The sequence below is a fragment of the Pseudomonas migulae genome, assembly GCF_024169315.1.
Classification (GTDB): Bacteria; Pseudomonadota; Gammaproteobacteria; order Pseudomonadales; family Pseudomonadaceae; genus Aquipseudomonas; species Aquipseudomonas migulae_B.
Map to the genome: position 1 here is coordinate 3,285,065 of NZ_JALJWR010000001.1, position 17,960 is coordinate 3,303,024.

Sequence of the window (17,960 nt, forward strand, 5' to 3'; positions counted from 1 at the left end):
CTCTTATAGATAGGGGAGCTGGGCACAATAGTAGCTGGGGATTGGGGTTTGTCTGCTATTCAGGGTGTGAATGACTGAACATGCCTGGCGGGATCGATACAAATCAAATGTGGGAGCGGGCTTGCTCGCGAAAGCGCAGTGTCAGTCGACTCATATATCGAGTCTTCTACCGCCTTCGCGAGCAAGCCCGCTCCCCCATTTTTACCGTGTGTAGCTTTAGACCTGGGCGGTACGCAGTTTTTCGCTGCGGCCACGCAGCCATTCCAGGGTCAGCAACAGGATCACCGAGAAGGCAATCAGCAGCGTCGCGGCGGCGGCAATGGTCGGGCTGAGGTTTTCGCGGATACCGCTGAACATCTGCCGTGGCAAGGTCGCTTGCTCGGGACCGGCGAGGAACAGCGTCACCACCACTTCATCGAACGAGGTCGCGAAGGCAAACAGCGCCCCGGAGATCACGCCGGGAGCAATCAGCGGCAAGGTCACGCGGCGGAACGCGGTCAGCGGCGAAGCACCGAGGCTGGCAGCCGCACGCACCAGATTGTGGTTAAACCCTTGCAACGTCGCCGACACGGTAATGATGACGAACGGCACGCCCAGTACCGCGTGCACCACAATCAGCGAAAAGAAGCTGTTGCCCAGGCCCAGCGGGGCGAAGAACAGATAGCTCGCCACACCAATGATCACCACCGGCACCACCATCGGCGAAATCACCAGCGCCATCACCAGCGGCTTGCCGGGGAAATCGCCGCGGGTCAGACCAATCGCCGCCAGCGTACCGAAGATCATCGCCAGCACGGTCGCCGCCGGGGCGACGATGATGCTGTTCTTCAGTGCGCGCATCCATTCCGCCGAGGCGAAGAAGTCCTGGTACCAGTGCAGCGAGAAACCCTGCAGCGGATACACCAGGAAACTGCCCGAGTTGAACGACAGCGGAATGATCACCAGCACCGGCAGAATCAGGAACAACAGGATCAAGCCGCAGAGGATCCGCAAGCTGTAGAACCACACCCGTTCGATGGGCGACATATAAGGACTCAGCATTTCATTCTCCCCTTAGCTCAGGCGCAAGCGACTGGCGCCTACCAGCCAGCTGTAAATCAGATAAAGCACCACGGTCGCCAACAGCAGCAGCCCACCGAGTGCGGTCGCCATACCCCAGTTGATACTGGTGTTGGTGTAGAAGGCGACGAAATAGCTGACCATCTGATCGTTCGGGCTGCCCAGCAACGCCGGGGTGATGTAGTAGCCGATGGCGAGGATGAACACCAACAGGCAACCGGCGCCGACACCGGCGTAGGTCTGCGGGAAGTACACCCGCCAGAAACTGGCGAACGGGTGGCAGCCGAGGGAAATCGCGGCGCGCATGTAGGTCGGCGAGATGCCTTTCATTACGCTGTAGATCGGCAGAATCATGAACGGCAGCAGGATGTGCACCATCGAGATGTAGACCCCGGTGCGGTTGAACACCAGTTCCAGCGGTTTATCGATGATGCCCATGGCCATCAGGCCGCTGTTGATCAAGCCACCTGATTGCAGCAACACGATCCACGCGGCGACCCGGACCAGGATCGAGGTCCAGAACGGCAGCAGCACCAGAATCATCAGCAGGTTGCTTTGGCGCGATGGCAGGTTCGCCAGCAAGTAGGCCAACGGATAGGCCAGCACCAGGCAAATGGCGGTGATGATCAGGCCCATCCAGAAGGTGCGGGCGAAGATGTCGAGGTAGATCGCCTGATCCGGCGTGGCCGGGGCGATTTCGCCGAGGTCGTCGATGCGATGATCCACCGCCGCCAGCAAATAGTAAGGCGTGATGTTGCTGGTGTTGCGCCGGACCGCTTGCCAATAGGCCGGATCACCCCAGCGTTCGTCGAGCCCTTCCAGTGCTTCTTTATAAGAGGTCGGTTCGGTGGCGAACGGCAAGGCGCGGGCGGTTTTGGTCAGCAGGCTGCGGTAGCCGGCCAACTCCATGTTCAAGCGCTTGGACAGGTCGCCCAAGGTCTGATTCTTGCGCGCTTCAGCGAGGTCTTCGCTGGCCGCTTTGTACACCGGTTCAGCGGGCAGGCCGCGACCGTCCCAACCGGCAATGGCCGCCACGGTGCGTGGCATGCCGCCGACCACTTCCGGGTTACCCACGCTTTTGTAGAGCAGCGCCACGATCGGCACCAGGAACACCAGCAACAGAAACAGCACCAGCGGCGCGATCAAGGCCTGGGCCTTCCAGCGGTTGATCCGCTCGGCGTGCTTGAGCCGCTGCTTCAAGGTGGGGTCAGTGCCCGCGTTCAGGGGAATGGCGGTGGCCATGGCGTACTCCGGAAATCTTTGATCGTTACAGAGGCGGCATCCTTTGACCGCGAGGCCGCCTCTGTTCTTGATAACTATGCATCACCCCTGTAGGAGCGAGGCTTACCCGCGAAGGCGACGAGTCAGTCAACATTGATGTTGAATGTGCTGACCTCTTCGCGGGCAAGCCTTGCTCCTACAAGAGTGGATAAGCCCACGGGGTGGTCTTATTTGGCAGCCCAGGAATTGAAGCGCTGTTCCAGTTGCTCGCCGTTGTCAGCCCAGAAGCTGACGTCGATCTGCACCTGGTTGGCGATGTTTTCCGGGGTGGTCGGCATGTCTTTCAGGACATCCTTGGCCAGCAACGGTACGGCCTGAGTGTTGGCTGGACCGTAGGCGATGTTTTCCGAGTAGGTCTTCTGCTGTTGCGGCATCACCGAGAACGCGATGAATTTCTTCGCCGCTTCAGCACGTGCCTTGTCGAGACCTTTTGGAATCGCCCAGGCGTCGAAGTCGTAGATGCCGCCGTTCCACACGACTTTCAGATTGCTTTCTTTCTGTACCGCTGCGATCCGGCCGTTGTAGGCCGAGCTCATGACCACGTCACCCGAAGCGAGGTATTGCGGCGGTTGCGCGCCGGCTTCCCACCACTGAATGCTTGGTTTCAGCTCATCGAGCTTCTTGAATGCGCGGTCCTGACCGTCTTTGCCGGCCAGCACTTTGTAGACGTCTTTCGGCGCAACGCCGTCGGCCATCAGTGCGAATTCCAGGGTGTACTTGGCGCCTTTGCGCAGGCCACGCTTGCCCGGGAATTTCTTGGTGTCCCAGAAATCCACCCAGCTGGTCGGCGCGGTTTTCAGCTTGTCGGCGTTGTAGGCCAGCACGGTCGACCACACGAAGAAGCCCACGCCGCAGGGCTGGATAGCGCCTTTGACGTAATCTTCGGACTTGCCGAACAGCGCCGGGTCGAGTTGCTCGAACATGTCTTCGTCGCAACCACGGGACAGTTCTGGCGATTCAACCTCCACCAGGTCCCAGGACACGCTCTTGGTGTCGACCATGGCCTTGACCTTGGCCATCTCGCCGTTGTACTCGCCAGCGACGATCTTGCCGTTACCCGCCGCTTCCCACGGTGCGTAGAAGGCTTTGACCTGCGCGGCCTTGTTCGCCCCGCCAAAGGACACCACGGTCAGGTCCGGGCCCGCCGCCATCGCGTGTGCCGCACCGATCATGCCCATGACCAGGGCGGTGAATTTCAGGGATCTCAACATTTATTGTTCTCTCCACGTGCAGGGTTGGTTGAAGCAGGGGGCGATCAGTTCGCCTCTAGAAGTGGGTCGAGCGCGCGAACGTGTTCGACCTGCCAGCCAAGCGGTACCACGTCGCCGACAGCGAGCGCGGGATCGAGCTCGGCAATCGGTTGTTTCACAAAGAAGTCGGTCTTGCCGCAGACTTCCAGGCGAACCCGGACGTGGTCGCCCAGATAGATGAATTCCGCCACCCTCCCTGAGAAGCGGTTGACGCAGGACTCGCTCGAACCATTGAGGCTCACGCGTTCCGGACGAATCGACAGCGTGACGGGTTCGCCGGTCTTGCCGACGTTGACCGCCAGGGCTTCAACCTTTTCACCGCGACCGAGTTCGACGACGCAACGGTCGCCGGTGTGGCTGTGCAAACGGCCGTTGAGACGGTTGTTCTCGCCGATGAAGTTGGCGACAAAGGTGTTCTTCGGTTCTTCGTAGAGGCTGCGCGGCGGAGCGATCTGCTGGATTTCGCCCTGATGGAACACGGCCACGCGGTCGGACATGGTCAAGGCTTCGCCTTGGTCATGGGTCACGTAGACCACGGTCACGCCGAGGCGCTGGTGCAGGTGTTTGATTTCCATCTGCATGTGTTCACGCAGTTGTTTGTCGAGCGCACCCAGGGGCTCGTCCATCAGTACCAGTTGCGGTTCGAACACCAACGCGCGGGCCAACGCCACACGCTGTTGCTGACCGCCGGACAGTTGCGCCGGATAGCGCTGGGCGAAGCTGTCGAGCTGAACCATGCTCAAGACACGTTTGACCCGGTCACTGACATCGCTCTTGTTCAAGCCGCGCACGGTCAGCGGAAACGCGAGGTTCTCGGCGACGGTCATGTGCGGGAACAGTGCATAGTTCTGGAACACCATGCCGATGTCGCGCTTGTGCGGCGGCACGTTGTTGATGGCGCGCCCGGCCAGGAGGATTTCGCCGGCGGTCGGCGTTTCGAAACCGGCGAGCATCATCAGGCTGGTGGTCTTGCCCGAACCGGACGGCCCGAGCAAGGTGAGGAACTCGCCTTTGCGAATGTCCAGGTTGAGGTCTTTGACGATCAGGTTCTCGCCGTCGTAGCTCTTCTGCACTCCACGAAAGCTGACCAGAATGTCGCTGGCCCCTGCGTTTGAATCGACCTGGCTCATACCCACACCTTTGTTATTGATGACTGCTGTGGGCTAAGCCTAGTGGACGCTGGGGAGCACGCAAATCGGGGCGCAGGAGAGAATCGCCTCAGCCGGATGGAAGATTGGGGGTAGGGATTGCCCTACAAGGATGGCGGGATTGGATAGGGGCAGTGGCAAGTTTCAAGCTGCGAGCCGCAAGACCGGGCAAAAGCGGGTTTGCAGGCGTGTCGCAAATGGATATGACAACGAGATTCCTGTAGGAGCGAGGCTTGCCCGCGAAGGCGTCCTCACAGGCGCTAAAGGCTTCGCGGGCAAGCCTCGCTCCTACAGGGATTGCGTGCGGTTTAGAGGAGCTTGTGCTCCATCGCGTACTTCACCAGTTCGGCCAGCGAGGTGATGTTGAGTTTCTGCATCAGCCGCGCCTTGTGGGTGCTGATGGTCTTGCTACTCAGGGCCAGTTGCTGGGCGATGTCGTTGACGTTGGCGCCTTGGGCCAGGCGCTCGAACACCGAGAATTCACGCTCCGAGAGCAATGAATGCAGGGGCCGCGAATCGGTCAGGCCGACTTCGAAGACCATGCGGTCGGCCAGGTCCGGGTCGATGTAACGCCCGCCCGCCGCTACTTTGCGGATCGCCGTCAGCAGCAGCGCCGGGTCGCTGTCCTTGGTCGCGTAGCCGGCAGCACCCACCTTCAATGCGCGGGCAGCCATTTGCGCTTCGTCATGCATCGACAGCACCAGGATCGCCGGCGGATTGTTCAGTGCACGAATCCGCGGGATCGCCTCGAGGCCATTGACTCCGGGCATGGAAATGTCCAGCAACACCACCTCGCAGGGCACGTGCCGCAGGGTTTCGAGCAACTGCTCGCCATTACTCGCCTCCCCCACCACCAGCAAGTCCTTTGCCAGGCCGATCAATTGCTTGATGCCTTCGCGAACGATGGTGTGGTCTTCGGCTACCAGTACACGGATCACAAGCTTCTCCAGATTCAAGATCTATCGTCGGAACGCCGCCGGAGCAAGCCCGCTCCCACAGTTGATCGGGTTTGTTTTGTGCGAATGCGGACTAGTGTGGGAGCGGGCTTGCTCGCGAAGGCGTTAGCTCAAACACCACAAACTCTCAGACTTCATCCAACGGCACACGCACACTCAGGGTCGTACCCTCCCCCGGTTCACTTTCAAGCGATAGCTGCCCGCCCATGATCAACACCCGCTCGCGCATGCCGACAACCCCAAAGGAAGTCGGCCTGCCGGTAGTGGCGATAAATCCTACGCCATCATCGCTAACCGTCAGACACAACTCGTCACCTTCAAGCGCCAGCGTCAGTTCGACAGTATGCGCCTGGGCATGCCGCATGACATTGGTCAGCGCCTCCTGAAGGATCCGGAACAAGCCAATCGCCTTGGCATCACTGAGCACCGGCAAGTTGTCCGGCACCTGCACCAGGCACGGAATCTGCGTGCGCGCCTCGAAACGCCGGGCCTGCCATTCGATCGCCGAGGCGATCCCGGCATCGAGAATCGGTGGCCGCAGCGCCGTCGCCACATCGCGCACCAACTGGAACAACTGAGCGATCAGCCGCTTCATGCTGTTCAAGCGTTCATTCAGGCCAGGATCGAGCTGGGCGTAGGCCAATTCGCACATGGACGTTTCCAGCTTCAACACGGTCAACATCTGACCCAGCTCGTCGTGGACTTCCCGGGCGATACGGGCCTTTTCCTCTTCCCGCACGCTCTCCAGGTGCGCCGACAACTCACGCAACTGCTCACGGGAGCTGGCCAGTTCCAGCTCGATACGCTTGCTCTCGCTGATGTCCCAGACAATGCCGTCCCAGACATAGGCGCCATCTTCGAGACGTCGAGTGATGGCTTTGATCTCGGCCCAGCGCTGCTCGCCCTGACGCGTGAGGATCCGCCCCTGCCACGACCAGTCGCTGTCGGTGTCCAGCGCGTGATCCTGCGTCCGGTGGTAGCTGGCCTTGTCGTCCGGGTGCACCAGACTGCGCAGACCTTTGTCGCGATGGGCTAGGGTCGCCGGCGAATAACCCACCAGGCTCTCGCTGCCTTCGCTGATGTAGGCAAAGTCGATCTGCCCCGTCACCGGCGCCCGCTCCAGGCGAAAGACCAATCCCGGCACGTTGGCGGCGATCCCTTGCAGGCGCGCCTCACTTTCCTGCAACGCAGCCAGGGCACGACGGCGCTCGGTAACGTCATTGAGGTAGACCACCAGGTATTCGCCATCGCGAAACCGCAAAAAGCTCAACGAAACATCCGTCGGCAAAAGGCTGCCATCGGCCCGCAGGCAATTGGTTTCGAAACTTTGCGGCCCTTCTTCGCTGGCGCGGGCGCGTTTCCACAGGTTCAGCCAGCGGTCCATGTGCAGGCCGGGCTCGAAGTCGATCAGCGGCCGGTCGATGATGCCGCCCGCCGGATAGCCGAGCATGGTTTCGGCGGCCCGGTTGGCGTAGCGCACATGGCTGTCCCAGTTCACCCAGAGAATGCCGACGGTGCTCTGATCGATGGAAAACTGGGTGAGGCGTAACGCTTCTTCACTGGCGGCTCGCAAGGCAATGTCTTCCCGCGCCGCCAACAGACGATGCTCCAGGCTGTGTTGCTGCCGACGTTGCCAGAACACGATCGCCATGCAGCTCAGCATCAACACCGCCAACAGCAGACTGAGGTTCTGCCAAAAACCCGGCGATTCTGTCAGTCGCGGGTACTTGGGTTGCAGCCATTGATTGTGCAGTTGTTCCAGATCCTTGGCCGGGATCGCTCGCAGCGCGCTTTCGACAATGCCGGCGAGTTCCGGCCAGTCCCGGCGCGTGGCCACGCGCAGCAGTTGCGGCAGACCGATGTCGCCGACCACCACCAACCCGGCGAACTCCGGCTCGACAGACAGACGCCCCAACTGTGCTTCGTCGACCACGGCGTAACTGGCCTGCTGACTCAGCAACAGTTGCAAGGCCTGGCGCTCCATCGGTACGCCCTGGAGGTTCAGATGCGGATAATTACTGCGCAGGTAATCGGCGGTGGCGCTGGGCATGCGCACGGCAACGCGGGTCTGGCTGTCGAGTTTTTCCAGCTCCACTCCACCGGCTGCCTTCTGGTCGCTGACCACCAGTTGCGGCACCCGCATGTACGGGTCGGAAAACTGCCAAAGGCGCAGGCCACCGGGGGTTTGCGTCAACCCCGGCGCGAGGTCGATTTCACCTTCGCGGGCGGCGGCCTCCAGCTGCGCGAGGTCGGGAAAATTGCGCCAGCTGAGCTCGACCTTGAGCGATTTGGCCAGCCACTTCATCAACTCGACGTTGACCCCGGACAATCGCTGCAAGCGGCGATCGTATTGCGCATAGGGCACTTGCAACACCAGCCCGACACGCAATTCACCGTGCTGCGCCAGCCATTCCTGCTGACGTGCGGACAGTTGTGCGACGTGCGCCGGTGGCGCAGGCGCCGCCCAGCCCATCAAGGGAAACCACAAACAGCCGATAACCCACAGGCAGCGAAAACGCTTCATCGAAGTCTCACACACTGACAAATACTGACCAACCCATTAGGCTGCCGGAATATCTTCTGGCCTGGAATATCCGATGCCCCCTGTCTACCGCCTGGCACTGCCAGCATTGTGCCTGTCGCTGATCCTGCCTTGCGCCTTTTCCGTCCAGGCCGCTGATCCCGCACCCGCCGCCGCGGAAAAATCCGCAGACGAAAAACCGGTCGAACGTCAGCCGCTGCTTGAGCGTAGTCAGGAAGAAGCGACAGCACTTGAGCGAAAAATCCCTGTTCAGGAACAGCAACAACTGCAAGCGGGCAGCGATACCTTTCTGGCCTTGTGGAAACCGGCCAATTCGGCGGATCCCAAAGGCGCGGTGATTATCATCCCGGGCGCCGGTGAAACCGTTGACTGGCCGCAAGCAATCGGTCCCCTGCGACGCAAACTGCCCGACGCCGAGTGGAGCAGCCTGAGTATCACCTTGCCCGACCGGCAAAGCGATGCCATTGCGCCACGTGTCGTCGAAGTGCCCCCAACGCCGAAGACGCCTGACGTAGGCAGCAAGGACTCGACTACCGCCGCACCCATCGAGCAAGCGGCGGGCGGTGAAGCGGAAGTCGTCGACAAGGCCATCGTCGAAACCAGCGACGAGCAGGCCAAAGCCGACGCCGAGCGAATCTTCGCACGCATCGATGCGGCCATTGCCTACGCCGAACAACAGAGCGCTCGCCGCATTGTGGTGCTCGGCCATGGCACCGGCGCGTATTGGGCCGCACGTTACCTGAGCGAGAAGCAGCCCTCGCAGGTCGAGAAATTCGCGATGGTCGCCGCCCAGACGCCCGTTACGGTGAAGCCTGAACTGGCCGAACTGACACCGACCCTTAAATTGCCGACGGCCGACATCTTCTACATGGACAAGCCGCTGGACCGCAACGCGGCGCTGGAACGCTTGCAGGCCAGCAAGCGTTTGAAGGCTTCGGCGTTCAGTCAGGTATCGCTCAAGGCCTTGCCGGGGGATAGCAAGGCTGAGCAGGAGCAGTTGGTGCGCCGGGTGCGGGGTTGGTTGAATCCCAAGTCAGAGGCGAACTGATAGACCGAGTTGTTCCCTTCGCGGGCAAGTCGGATCGCTGCACCGCGCGCTCCCACAGGTTTTATGTCGATCACATAAATTGCGTACGACATAAAACCTGTGGGAGCGGGCTTGCCCGCGAAGGCGTCGGCGCTGTCGATACATAACTCACCGGCTAGCGAAAATCCCGCCGCTGTCGGATCAACGTATAGGCGGTATGCAATTCGCGCGTCTTGTCAGTCGCTTCACGCACCTGCAACGCCGTTGCCCCGCTGCCCGCAATCTTGTCCGGATGATGGCGACTCAGCAGACGTCGATAAGCGCGCTTGATCTGCTCCGGTTCGGTGGTGGCGGAAACGCCCAACAGCCGCAACGCTTCCTGATAAGTGACAGCACCGCTGACGACCGATCGCCTCGACGGTTCGTAGTCCGCCGCCAGCGCCTGAACCTGATACGACGTCCAGCCGAGCCATTTGCCCCATTGGGCAATCAACTCGCGCTCGGCATGACCGGCGCGGCCGTCGGCCCAGATCATTCGCCAGCAGGCGCGCAACACGCCTTCCGCCGCATGGGGCTGAGCACTCAAGCGTCGCAGATAGCCGCGTAACCGGTCATGCCCCGACTTGCCGCGGTTAAACGCCGCGATCGCCCGGCGTTTTGCCGACTCGGTCATTTCCAGCGCCTGCATTTCCTGACGCGCCTGCTGGATGTGGCCATCCACTACCCGCCCGTCACACTTGGCCAACCGCCCCAGCAACACGAAAAGCAGTTCATCGTTGCGCAGCACCGGACGACCACCGAGCGCTTCGCGTAAATGCGCCCAGCTCTGCAGTTTCAAACGCCGATCCAGCGCTTGCCCCAACAAGGCGCCGAGCATGGCCCCCGGAATGCTGGCGATGGCATAGCCCGCTCCGGCTCCAATCAGAGTCCCTGGCCACAGCATCTCAGCGACTCGCTTCAATCAGCGTTTCGACTTCAGCCAGACGCTCGTGAGTACCGACATCCACCCAACGACCGTGCAGCCGCTCTCCCGTCACTTGCCCGTCAGCCATGGCTTTGCGCAGCAGCGGTGCCAGCTTGAAAGCCCCGGACTCGCAGCCGTCGAACAACTGCGGATGCAACACGGCGATGCCGCTGTAAGTCAGGGTCGGCGCATCAGGCTGGCCATCGTGCACTTGACCGTCGACCAGAGCGAAATCGCCCGCCGGGTTGTGGTTCGGGTTATCCGCCAGCACCAGATGAGCCAAGCCGTTGATGGGTTGATGCAACACGCTGAAGTCGTAGTCGGTCCAGATATCACCGTTGACCACCACAAACGCCTCATCACCCAACAACGGCAACGCGCGGAGTATCCCGCCGCCGGTTTCCAGTGGTTCACCTTCTGGCGAATACTGAATGCTCACGCCATACGATGAACCATCGCCCAGATAGTCTTCGATCTGCTGACCCAGCCACGCATGGTTGATCACGATGTCGGTAAACCCGGCGGCGGCCAGCGCCCGCAAGTGGTACTCGATCAACGGCACGCCGCCGGCACGAACCAGCGGTTTGGGGGTCGTCAGGGTCAACGGGCGCATGCGCTCGCCCTTGCCCGCTGCCAGAATCATTGCCTTCATGCCGTCGCTCCAGCACGCAGACTGAGGAGCAACACATCCAGCTCGGCCAGTTCAGGACGGCGGGCGATCACGGCGTCTATATAGGCAAAGAAACGCGGCACGTCGGCGAGGTAACGCGGCTTGCCGTCGCGATGGCAAATTCGCGCAAAGATGCCGATGACTTTCAGGTGACGCTGCACGCCCATCAGGTCACTGGCACGCAGGAAGTCTTCGAAGTCCGGCTGAACCGGAATGTCCAGGGCGCCCGCTTGCTGCCAGTAATCTTCCAGCCAACCGCGCACACGCGCCTCGGGCCAGCTCAGGAAAGCGTCCTTGAACAGGCAGGTCACGTCGTAGGTCACCGGGCCGTAGACCGCGTCCTGGAAATCCAGCACGCCGGGGTTCGGCTCGCTGAGCATCAGGTTGCGCGGCATGTAGTCGCGATGCACCAGCACTTTCGGCTGCGCCAGCGCGCTGTCGATCAACAGCTCTGTCACGTTCTGCCAGAGCATTTGCTGCGCAGCGTCGAACTCGATGCCCAACTCACGCTTCACGTACCACTCCGGGAACAATTCCAGCTCGCGGCGCAACAGCGCCACGTCGTAACTCGGCAGCGGTGCAACCATCGGCAATTGCTGAAAAGCCAGCAGTGCCTGCAGGGCATCCTTGAACAAATCGTCGGCGTTTTCGCTGTCGATGACGTCCAGATAGGTCTTGTTGCCCAGGTCGTTCAGCAAAAGAAAACCGCGTTCGAGGTCTTCGGCATAAATTTTCGGCACATTTATTCCGGATTTCGCCAGCAAAAAAGCGATGTCCACGAAGGGTTTGCAGTTTTCCTGGGGCGGTGGCGCGTCCATCACGACGAAACTTCTGCCTGCGCCTTCCCAGCGGAAATAGCGCCGAAAACTCGCATCACTACTGGCCGCGGTCAACGTGGCCGGGGGTACAGCGCCCCAACCTTGCTCTGCAAAGAGGGTCGCCAACTGCTCATCGAGCCAAACTTTCAGGTGTTGCAAACGTACATCTTGGTCAGGCATTGCAAGGGTCTCCGACGGCGCTAGCCGTCAAGCGGGTCATGCTTTATTATCCAGCATCTTTTTCAGACCATCGAGAGGCGTGCGGCCCACACCGCGGGCAGATGGCACGCAGGAAGCCCGGACTAATAAGATGGCATTGAAATCCCCCGCGTTTCGTAAAAAATTTCCGTTGTTGGTTACCGGCAGTCTGCTGGCCCTGCAACCTCTAGCCACTTCGTTCGTGGTCGCCGCGGAACAGTATGACTGCTCAGTCTCTGCTTCGGGTGCCTGGAACTGTGCGCCAAAGACGCCGGCGGCTGCATTGCCACCGCGTCCCGTCCATGACGGCAGCGCAGTTTCCGCAACCGGCGAAGCACCAGCCGAAAGCGGCGCCAGTGAAGACACTGGCCCCAAGACTGCGCTGGTCACCGAAGCCAAAGGTCGCGGCCTCAAGTCACGTAGCGAAGACTACAGTCACCTCGACTGGGTTCCGCGCGAGAAGCTCACTGCAGCGCAATTGGCCGAAACCGGTCCTTACTGCTCTGGTTCCTATATCGAACCGATTCGTCCTGGCATGAATGACAAGACGAATAAAAGTGACGCTCCGACCTTTGTCGGCGCCAAGGCCTCCCGCTATAAGCAGGACGAGCAGATCGCTACCCTCGCGGGCGACGTGGTCTTGCGTCAGGGCAGCATGCAGGCTGAAGCCGACGAGGCGAACCTCTACCAGGCCGAGAGCCGTGGCGAACTGGACGGCAACGTGCGCATTCGCGACAACGGCGCGCTGATCGTCGGCGACCACGCCGAAGTGCAGCTCGACACCGGGGAAGCCAAGGTCGACAACGCCGAATACGTGATGCACAAATCCCGTATCCGCGGTAACGCGCTGTACGCCAAACGTGCCGAGAACGCGATCATCCGCCTCAAGGATGGTACGTACACCACGTGCGAACCGAACAGCAACGCCTGGCAGCTCAAGGGCAACAACATCACCTTGAACCCGGCTACCGGTTTCGGTACCGCGACCAACGTGACGCTGCGGGTCAAGGACATTCCGGTTCTGTACACGCCGTACATCTATTTCCCGATCGACGATCGTCGTCAGTCCGGCTTCCTGCCGCCGACCATCGGCACCGGCAGCGATACCGGCTTCCTGCTCGTCACGCCGTACTACTTCAACCTGGCGCCGAACTACGACGCCACGTTGTACCCGCGCTACATGAGCAAGCGCGGCCTGTTGATGGAAGGCGAATTCCGTTATCTGACCAAGTCCAGCGAAGGTCAGTTCGGCGCCGCGTACCTCAACGATGACGATACAGAGCGCAGTCAGCAGACCGACTACGAAAAAACCCGCTACATGTACAACTGGCAGCACAAGGGTGGTCTTGACTCTCGCGTTTTCACCCAGGTCGATTACACCAAGATCAGCGATCCGTATTACTTCCAGGATCTGCAGACCGATCAGATTGGCGTGAAAAGCGAGGATTACGTCAACCAGCAGGGTTCCGTCACCTACCGTGGCGACAGCTACACCGCTCGCTTGAACGCCCAGGCGTATCAGCTTGCAACCGTTTCGAACATCACGCCGTATGATCGCTTGCCGCAGCTCACTTTCAACGGTCAGCTGCCGGTGCATCCGCAAGGCTTGAATTTCGACTACGAAACAGAAGTCGTGCGGTTTGAGCGGGACCTGGAAACAGGTCAGTTCTCCGATGAAAACGGCGTCCTGTCGCCGCGCCTGGACACCAACGTGACCGGCCTGGCACGTGCCAACGGTAATCGTCTGAACCTCAAGCCAGGCGTGAGCCTGCCGCTGGACTGGACGTATGGTTTCGTGAAGCCATCGCTCAAGTATCAATACACTCAGTACGACCTTGATCTTGATGGCACCGGCAAAAACGATCTCCTGACGAATCGCAATAACGCTTCGGCCCTCGGCGAGTCGTTCAGCAGTTCGCAAAACCGTGGCGTCCCGATCGCTAGCATTGACAGCGGCCTGTATTTCGACCGCGACACCACCTGGTTCGGTAAAAACTATCGCCAGACCCTGGAACCTCGCCTGTTCTACCTCTATGTCCCTGAGGAAGACCAGAAGGACATCCCGGTCTTCGACACTGGCGAATACACCTTCAACTATGCGTCTCTGTTCCGCGACAACCGTTTCTCAGGTGCCGACCGTGTCGGCGACGAGAACAAGCTGTCGCTGGGCGTGACCAACCGCTGGATCGAAGAAGACGGCTTCGAACGCCAACGCATCAGCGTCGGCCAGGCCTTGTACTTCAAGGATCGCGAAGTCCAGTTGCCGGGTATCGATGCAAAAACCCGCGACGATGCGAGTGCCAATGTTTCACCGTATGCGCTGGAATACGAATACCGCTGGAACCGCGATTGGCGCACAACCGCCGATTACAACTGGGACCCGGACAGCCGCAGCCCTCGCTCGGGCAGCGCGATGTTCCACTACCAGCCAGAAGACAACCCGAACAAGGTCATCAACGCCGGCTATCGCTATCGTAATGACCAGGTCCGTTACGACCAGAACACCGGCAAGTGGTCGGTGGGCGGTGGTGACTACGGCACTCCGGGCACCCCGGGCTACGTGAAGGACTACTACAAGATCCAGCAGCACGATTTCTCGGTGATCTGGCCGATCGTGCCGCAGTGGAACGCCATCAGTCGCTGGCAGTATGACTACAACCGCAACCGTACCCTGGAAGCCTTCGGTGGCTTCGAGTACGACAACTGCTGCTGGAAACTGCGCCTGATCAATCGGTACTGGGTGTCGTATGACGAGTTCAGTCAGAACGCCCCGGAAAACGAAAAAGGCGACCATGGCATCTTCCTACAAATCGTTCTGAAAGGTCTCGGCGGCCTCACCGGCGCCAAAGTAGAGAGCTTCCTCGACAAAGGCATCCAAGGTTATCGTGAACGTGAAGACCAAGCTTTCTGATTGTCTGCGCCCGCTAGTGCTGGGCGCGCTGTTCCTGGGTACTGCGGCGAATGCCGCGGTACAGTCCATCGATAAAGTGGTGGCCATTGTCGATAACGATGTGGTCATGCAGAGCCAACTGGACCAGCGTGTTCACGAAGTTCAGCAAACCATCGCCAAACGCGGCGCTTCCGCGCCGCCGGCCAGCGTGCTGGACCAGCAGGTGCTTGAGCGTCTGATCGTCGAGAACCTGCAACTGCAGATCGGCGAACGCTCCGGCATTCGCATTACCGATGAAGAGCTGAACCAGGCCGTCGGCACCATTGCCCAGCGCAATAACATGTCGCTTGAACAATTCCGTGCCGCCCTGACTCGCGACGGTCTGTCTTATGACGACGCCCGCGAGCAGATTCGCCGCGAAATGGTCATCAGCCGTGTGCGTCAACGCCGCGTGGCCGAACGCATCCAGGTGTCCGAACAGGAAGTGAAGAACTTCCTCGCCTCCGACCTTGGCAAAATGCAGCTGTCCGAAGAATTCCGTCTGGCCAACATCCTGATTCCTACGCCGGAAAGCGCTAACTCCGACGCGATTCAGAATGCAGCCAAACAGGCAGACGCGGTTTACCAGCAGCTCAAGCAAGGCGCTGACTTCGGTCAGTTGGCAATCGCCAAATCCGCCAGCGAAACCGCACTGGAAGGCGGCGACATGGGCTGGCGTAAAGCCGCTCAATTGCCACCTCCGTTCGATCGCATGCTGAGCACCATGACGGTTGGCGACGTTACCCAGCCAATGCGCACGCCGGGCGGCTTTATCATCCTGAAGATCCTCGACAAGCGTGGCGGCGAGACCCAGACGCGTGACGAAGTGCACGTTCGTCATATCCTGGTCAAACCGAGTCCGATCCGCGACGAAGCAAAAACCAAGGCACTGGCTCAGTCGCTCTACACCCGAATCGAAGCGGGTGAAGATTTCGGCGAGCTGGCGAAGAGCTTCTCGGAAGATCCGGGTTCCGCCCTCAACGGCGGCGACCTGAACTGGATCGACCCGAATGCACTGGTGCCGGAGTTCCGCGAAGTGATGGCCAGTACCCCGCAAGGTCAGCTGTCCAAGCCGTTCCAGACTCAATATGGCTGGCACGTTCTGGAAGTCCTTGGCCGTCGCGCCACTGACAGCACCACCCAGGCCCGTGAGCAGCAAGCCATGACCGTACTGCGTAACCGCAAATACGACGAAGAACTGCAAACCTGGCTGCGTCAGATCCGTGACGAAGCGTACGTAGAGATCAAACTCCCTGGTGCAGACCAGGCAGCGCAGTGAAACCCAAGCGTTTCGCGCTGACACCCGGTGAACCGGCCGGCATAGGTCCCGACCTGTGCCTGCTGCTCGCCTCGCAAGCCCAGCCACACCCCCTGATTGCCATTACCAGCCGCGACCTGCTCATTGAGCGGGCCGCGCAGCTGGGTGTGGTTGTCGATTTGCTGGCGGTCACACCGGACAACTGGCCGGATGAACCCGCGCCAGCCAACAGCCTGTATGTCTGGGATACGCCGCTCAGTGCGCCAGTCATTACCGGTCAACTCGACAAAGCCAATGCTGCTTTCGTTCTGGAAACCCTGACCCGCGCGGGTCAAGGCTGCCTGGACGGGCATTTTGCCGGGATGATCACCGCCCCTGTGCACAAGGGTGTGATCAATGAATCAGGCATCGCCTTTTCCGGCCACACGGAATTTCTCGCTGACCTGACGCATACCGCGCAAGTCGTGATGATGCTCGCGACTCGCGGTTTGCGCGTAGCGCTGGTCACCACTCACCTGCCCCTTCGCGAGATTGCCGATGCAATCACGCCGGAGCGTCTGGAACGGGTCACGCGTATTCTGCACGCGGACCTGCAAGAAAAATTCGGCATCGCCCGGCCACGCATCCTGGTCTGCGGGCTCAACCCGCACGCCGGTGAAGGCGGACACCTGGGCCATGAAGAAATCGACATCATCGAACCTACATTAGAGCGCCTGCGCGGCGAGGGCATGGACCTTCGCGGCCCCCTGCCCGCCGACACTCTGTTTACCCCCAAATATCTGGAGCACTGCGACGCGGTGCTGGCGATGTACCATGACCAGGGCCTGCCCGTGCTGAAATACAAAGGCTTCGGCGCGGCAGTCAACGTGACCCTCGGCTTGCCGATCATCCGCACCTCGGTCGACCACGGCACAGCCCTGGACCTGGCCGGCAGCGGCAAAATCGACACCGGCAGCCTGCAAGTCGCCCTGGAAACCGCCTACCAGATGGCCGAGACCCGTTTATGACCGAGCATTACCAACACCGGGCGCGCAAGCGTTTCGGCCAGAACTTCCTCCACGATGCCGGCGTTATCGACCGCATCCTGCGCTCCATCCACGCCAAACCCGAAGACCGCCTGCTGGAAATCGGTCCGGGCCAGGGTGCGCTGACTCAAGGCCTGCTGAACAGCGGCGCCCAGCTGGACGTGGTCGAGCTGGACAAGGACCTGATCCCGATCCTCAACCAGCAGTTCGCCGGCAAGAGCAACTTCAACCTGCATCAGGGTGACGCGCTGAAGTTCGACTTCAACAGCCTGAATGCCGCACCGAACAGCCTGCGAGTGGTCGGCAACCTGCCGTACAACATCTCTACGCCGCTGATTTTCCACCTGCTGAACAACGCGGGCATCATTCGCGACATGCACTTCATGCTGCAGAAAGAAGTGGTCGAGCGTCTGGCCGCAGGCCCTGGCGGCGGTGACTGGGGTCGCCTGTCGATCATGGTTCAGTACCACTGCCGCGTAGAGCACCTGTTCAACGTTGGCCCGGGCGCGTTCAACCCGCCGCCGAAAGTCGATTCGGCCATCGTGCGCCTGGTGCCACACGCGGTACTGCCACACCCCGCCAAGGATCACCGGCTGCTGGAGCGCGTCGTGCGCGAAGCCTTCAACCAGCGTCGCAAGACCCTGCGCAACACCCTCAAACTGCTGCTGAGCAATGACGAGATCACCGCCGCCGGTGTCGACGGCAGCCTGCGTCCAGAACAGCTCGATCTGGCTGCCTTTGTGCGCCTGGCCGACAAGCTAAGCGAACAAGTCCTACAGAAACCCGCCGCCGACTGACAGGCAACAAGCGTTATCGGGTAGGACACCAGCCCCCA

The 17,960-nt window shown here is 60.6% G+C and carries 14 protein-coding genes; 5 read left to right on the plus strand and 9 right to left on the minus strand.

The window, feature by feature from the left end; translation table 11 throughout:
• Positions 1-216 precede the first annotated feature (216 nt).
• The 6 genes from J2Y86_RS15110 to J2Y86_RS15135 all read right to left on the minus strand — a co-directional run bounded on the left by J2Y86_RS15110 (position 217) and on the right by J2Y86_RS15135 (position 8,218).
• Positions 217-1,041 carry an ABC transporter permease gene (locus J2Y86_RS15110; protein WP_253432770.1) on the minus strand — a complete coding sequence of 275 codons (825 nt, stop codon included), beginning with the start codon at positions 1,039-1,041 and terminating at the stop codon, positions 217-219.
• A gap of 12 nt (positions 1,042-1,053) precedes the next feature.
• A complete protein-coding gene (locus tag J2Y86_RS15115) occupies positions 1,054-2,301 on the minus strand; it encodes an ABC transporter permease (protein ID WP_253432774.1) in 1,248 nt (415 codons plus the stop codon).
• Between the two features lie 206 nt (positions 2,302-2,507).
• A complete protein-coding gene (locus J2Y86_RS15120; RefSeq protein ID WP_253432777.1) occupies positions 2,508-3,551 on the minus strand; it encodes an ABC transporter substrate-binding protein in 1,044 nt (347 codons plus the stop codon).
• Between the two features lie 44 nt (positions 3,552-3,595).
• Positions 3,596-4,720, minus strand: a complete 1,125-nt coding sequence (locus J2Y86_RS15125; RefSeq protein ID WP_253432780.1) for an ABC transporter ATP-binding protein — start codon at positions 4,718-4,720, stop codon at positions 3,596-3,598.
• Between the two features lie 326 nt (positions 4,721-5,046).
• The gene (locus tag J2Y86_RS15130) at positions 5,047-5,676 is read right to left on the minus strand and encodes a response regulator (protein ID WP_003210977.1); all 630 of its coding nucleotides are present in this window, start codon (positions 5,674-5,676) and stop codon (positions 5,047-5,049) included.
• A 145-nt stretch (positions 5,677-5,821) separates the two neighbouring features.
• The gene (locus J2Y86_RS15135) at positions 5,822-8,218 is read right to left on the minus strand and encodes a PAS domain-containing sensor histidine kinase (protein ID WP_253432783.1); all 2,397 of its coding nucleotides are present in this window, start codon (positions 8,216-8,218) and stop codon (positions 5,822-5,824) included.
• A 73-nt stretch (positions 8,219-8,291) separates the two neighbouring features.
• Between J2Y86_RS15135 and J2Y86_RS15140 the strand changes: the two genes are divergently transcribed.
• Positions 8,292-9,284, plus strand: a complete 993-nt coding sequence (locus tag J2Y86_RS15140; RefSeq protein WP_253432787.1) for an alpha/beta hydrolase family protein — start codon at positions 8,292-8,294, stop codon at positions 9,282-9,284.
• A gap of 154 nt (positions 9,285-9,438) precedes the next feature.
• Here J2Y86_RS15140 and J2Y86_RS15145 read toward each other — a convergent pair whose 3' ends face one another.
• The 3 genes from J2Y86_RS15145 to J2Y86_RS15155 are packed head-to-tail and all read right to left on the minus strand — an operon-like array spanning position 9,439 to position 11,895.
• On the minus strand, positions 9,439-10,206 hold the full coding sequence (locus tag J2Y86_RS15145) for a TerB family tellurite resistance protein (protein WP_253432790.1): 768 nt from the start codon (positions 10,204-10,206) through the stop codon (positions 9,439-9,441).
• Between the two features lies 1 nt (position 10,207).
• Complete coding sequence (gene murU / locus J2Y86_RS15150; protein ID WP_253432793.1) at positions 10,208-10,879, minus strand: N-acetylmuramate alpha-1-phosphate uridylyltransferase MurU; 672 nt, start codon at positions 10,877-10,879, stop codon at positions 10,208-10,210.
• Complete coding sequence (locus J2Y86_RS15155; RefSeq protein ID WP_253432796.1) at positions 10,876-11,895, minus strand: aminoglycoside phosphotransferase family protein; 1,020 nt, start codon at positions 11,893-11,895, stop codon at positions 10,876-10,878. The genes murU and J2Y86_RS15155 overlap by 4 nt, the downstream gene beginning before the upstream one ends.
• A gap of 130 nt (positions 11,896-12,025) precedes the next feature.
• Here J2Y86_RS15155 and J2Y86_RS15160 point away from each other — a divergent pair, with 130 nt between their 5' ends.
• From J2Y86_RS15160 to rsmA, 4 genes are read left to right on the plus strand one after another with little or no spacing between them, the layout of a single operon-like run.
• Complete coding sequence (locus J2Y86_RS15160; protein ID WP_253432800.1) at positions 12,026-14,824, plus strand: LPS-assembly protein LptD; 2,799 nt, start codon at positions 12,026-12,028, stop codon at positions 14,822-14,824.
• Positions 14,805-16,121 carry a peptidylprolyl isomerase SurA gene (gene surA / locus J2Y86_RS15165; protein WP_253432803.1) on the plus strand — a complete coding sequence of 439 codons (1,317 nt, stop codon included), beginning with the start codon at positions 14,805-14,807 and terminating at the stop codon, positions 16,119-16,121. The genes J2Y86_RS15160 and surA overlap by 20 nt, the downstream gene beginning before the upstream one ends.
• On the plus strand, positions 16,118-17,107 hold the full coding sequence (pdxA, locus tag J2Y86_RS15170) for a 4-hydroxythreonine-4-phosphate dehydrogenase PdxA (RefSeq protein WP_253432807.1): 990 nt from the start codon (positions 16,118-16,120) through the stop codon (positions 17,105-17,107). Before surA ends, pdxA begins: the two co-directional genes overlap by 4 nt.
• Positions 17,104-17,922 carry a 16S rRNA (adenine(1518)-N(6)/adenine(1519)-N(6))-dimethyltransferase RsmA gene (gene rsmA / locus J2Y86_RS15175; RefSeq protein WP_017341115.1) on the plus strand — a complete coding sequence of 273 codons (819 nt, stop codon included), beginning with the start codon at positions 17,104-17,106 and terminating at the stop codon, positions 17,920-17,922. Before pdxA ends, rsmA begins: the two co-directional genes overlap by 4 nt.
• Positions 17,923-17,960 lie beyond the last annotated feature (38 nt).

Coding starts and splice junctions, on each gene's coding strand:
- J2Y86_RS15110 (WP_253432770.1), bottom strand. CDS start 1,041: ATGCTGAGTCCTTATATGTCGCCCATCGAACGGGTGTGGTTCTACAGC.
- J2Y86_RS15115 (WP_253432774.1), bottom strand. CDS start 2,301: ATGGCCACCGCCATTCCCCTGAACGCGGGCACTGACCCCACCTTGAAG.
- J2Y86_RS15120 (WP_253432777.1), bottom strand. CDS start 3,551: ATGTTGAGATCCCTGAAATTCACCGCCCTGGTCATGGGCATGATCGGT.
- J2Y86_RS15125 (WP_253432780.1), bottom strand. CDS start 4,720: ATGAGCCAGGTCGATTCAAACGCAGGGGCCAGCGACATTCTGGTCAGC.
- J2Y86_RS15135 (WP_253432783.1), bottom strand. CDS start 8,218: ATGAAGCGTTTTCGCTGCCTGTGGGTTATCGGCTGTTTGTGGTTTCCC.
- J2Y86_RS15140 (WP_253432787.1), top strand. CDS start 8,292: ATGCCCCCTGTCTACCGCCTGGCACTGCCAGCATTGTGCCTGTCGCTG.
- J2Y86_RS15145 (WP_253432790.1), bottom strand. CDS start 10,206: ATGCTGTGGCCAGGGACTCTGATTGGAGCCGGAGCGGGCTATGCCATC.
- murU (WP_253432793.1), bottom strand. CDS start 10,879: ATGAAGGCAATGATTCTGGCAGCGGGCAAGGGCGAGCGCATGCGCCCG.
- J2Y86_RS15155 (WP_253432796.1), bottom strand. CDS start 11,895: ATGCCTGACCAAGATGTACGTTTGCAACACCTGAAAGTTTGGCTCGAT.
- J2Y86_RS15160 (WP_253432800.1), top strand. CDS start 12,026: ATGGCATTGAAATCCCCCGCGTTTCGTAAAAAATTTCCGTTGTTGGTT.
- rsmA (WP_017341115.1), top strand. CDS start 17,104: ATGACCGAGCATTACCAACACCGGGCGCGCAAGCGTTTCGGCCAGAAC.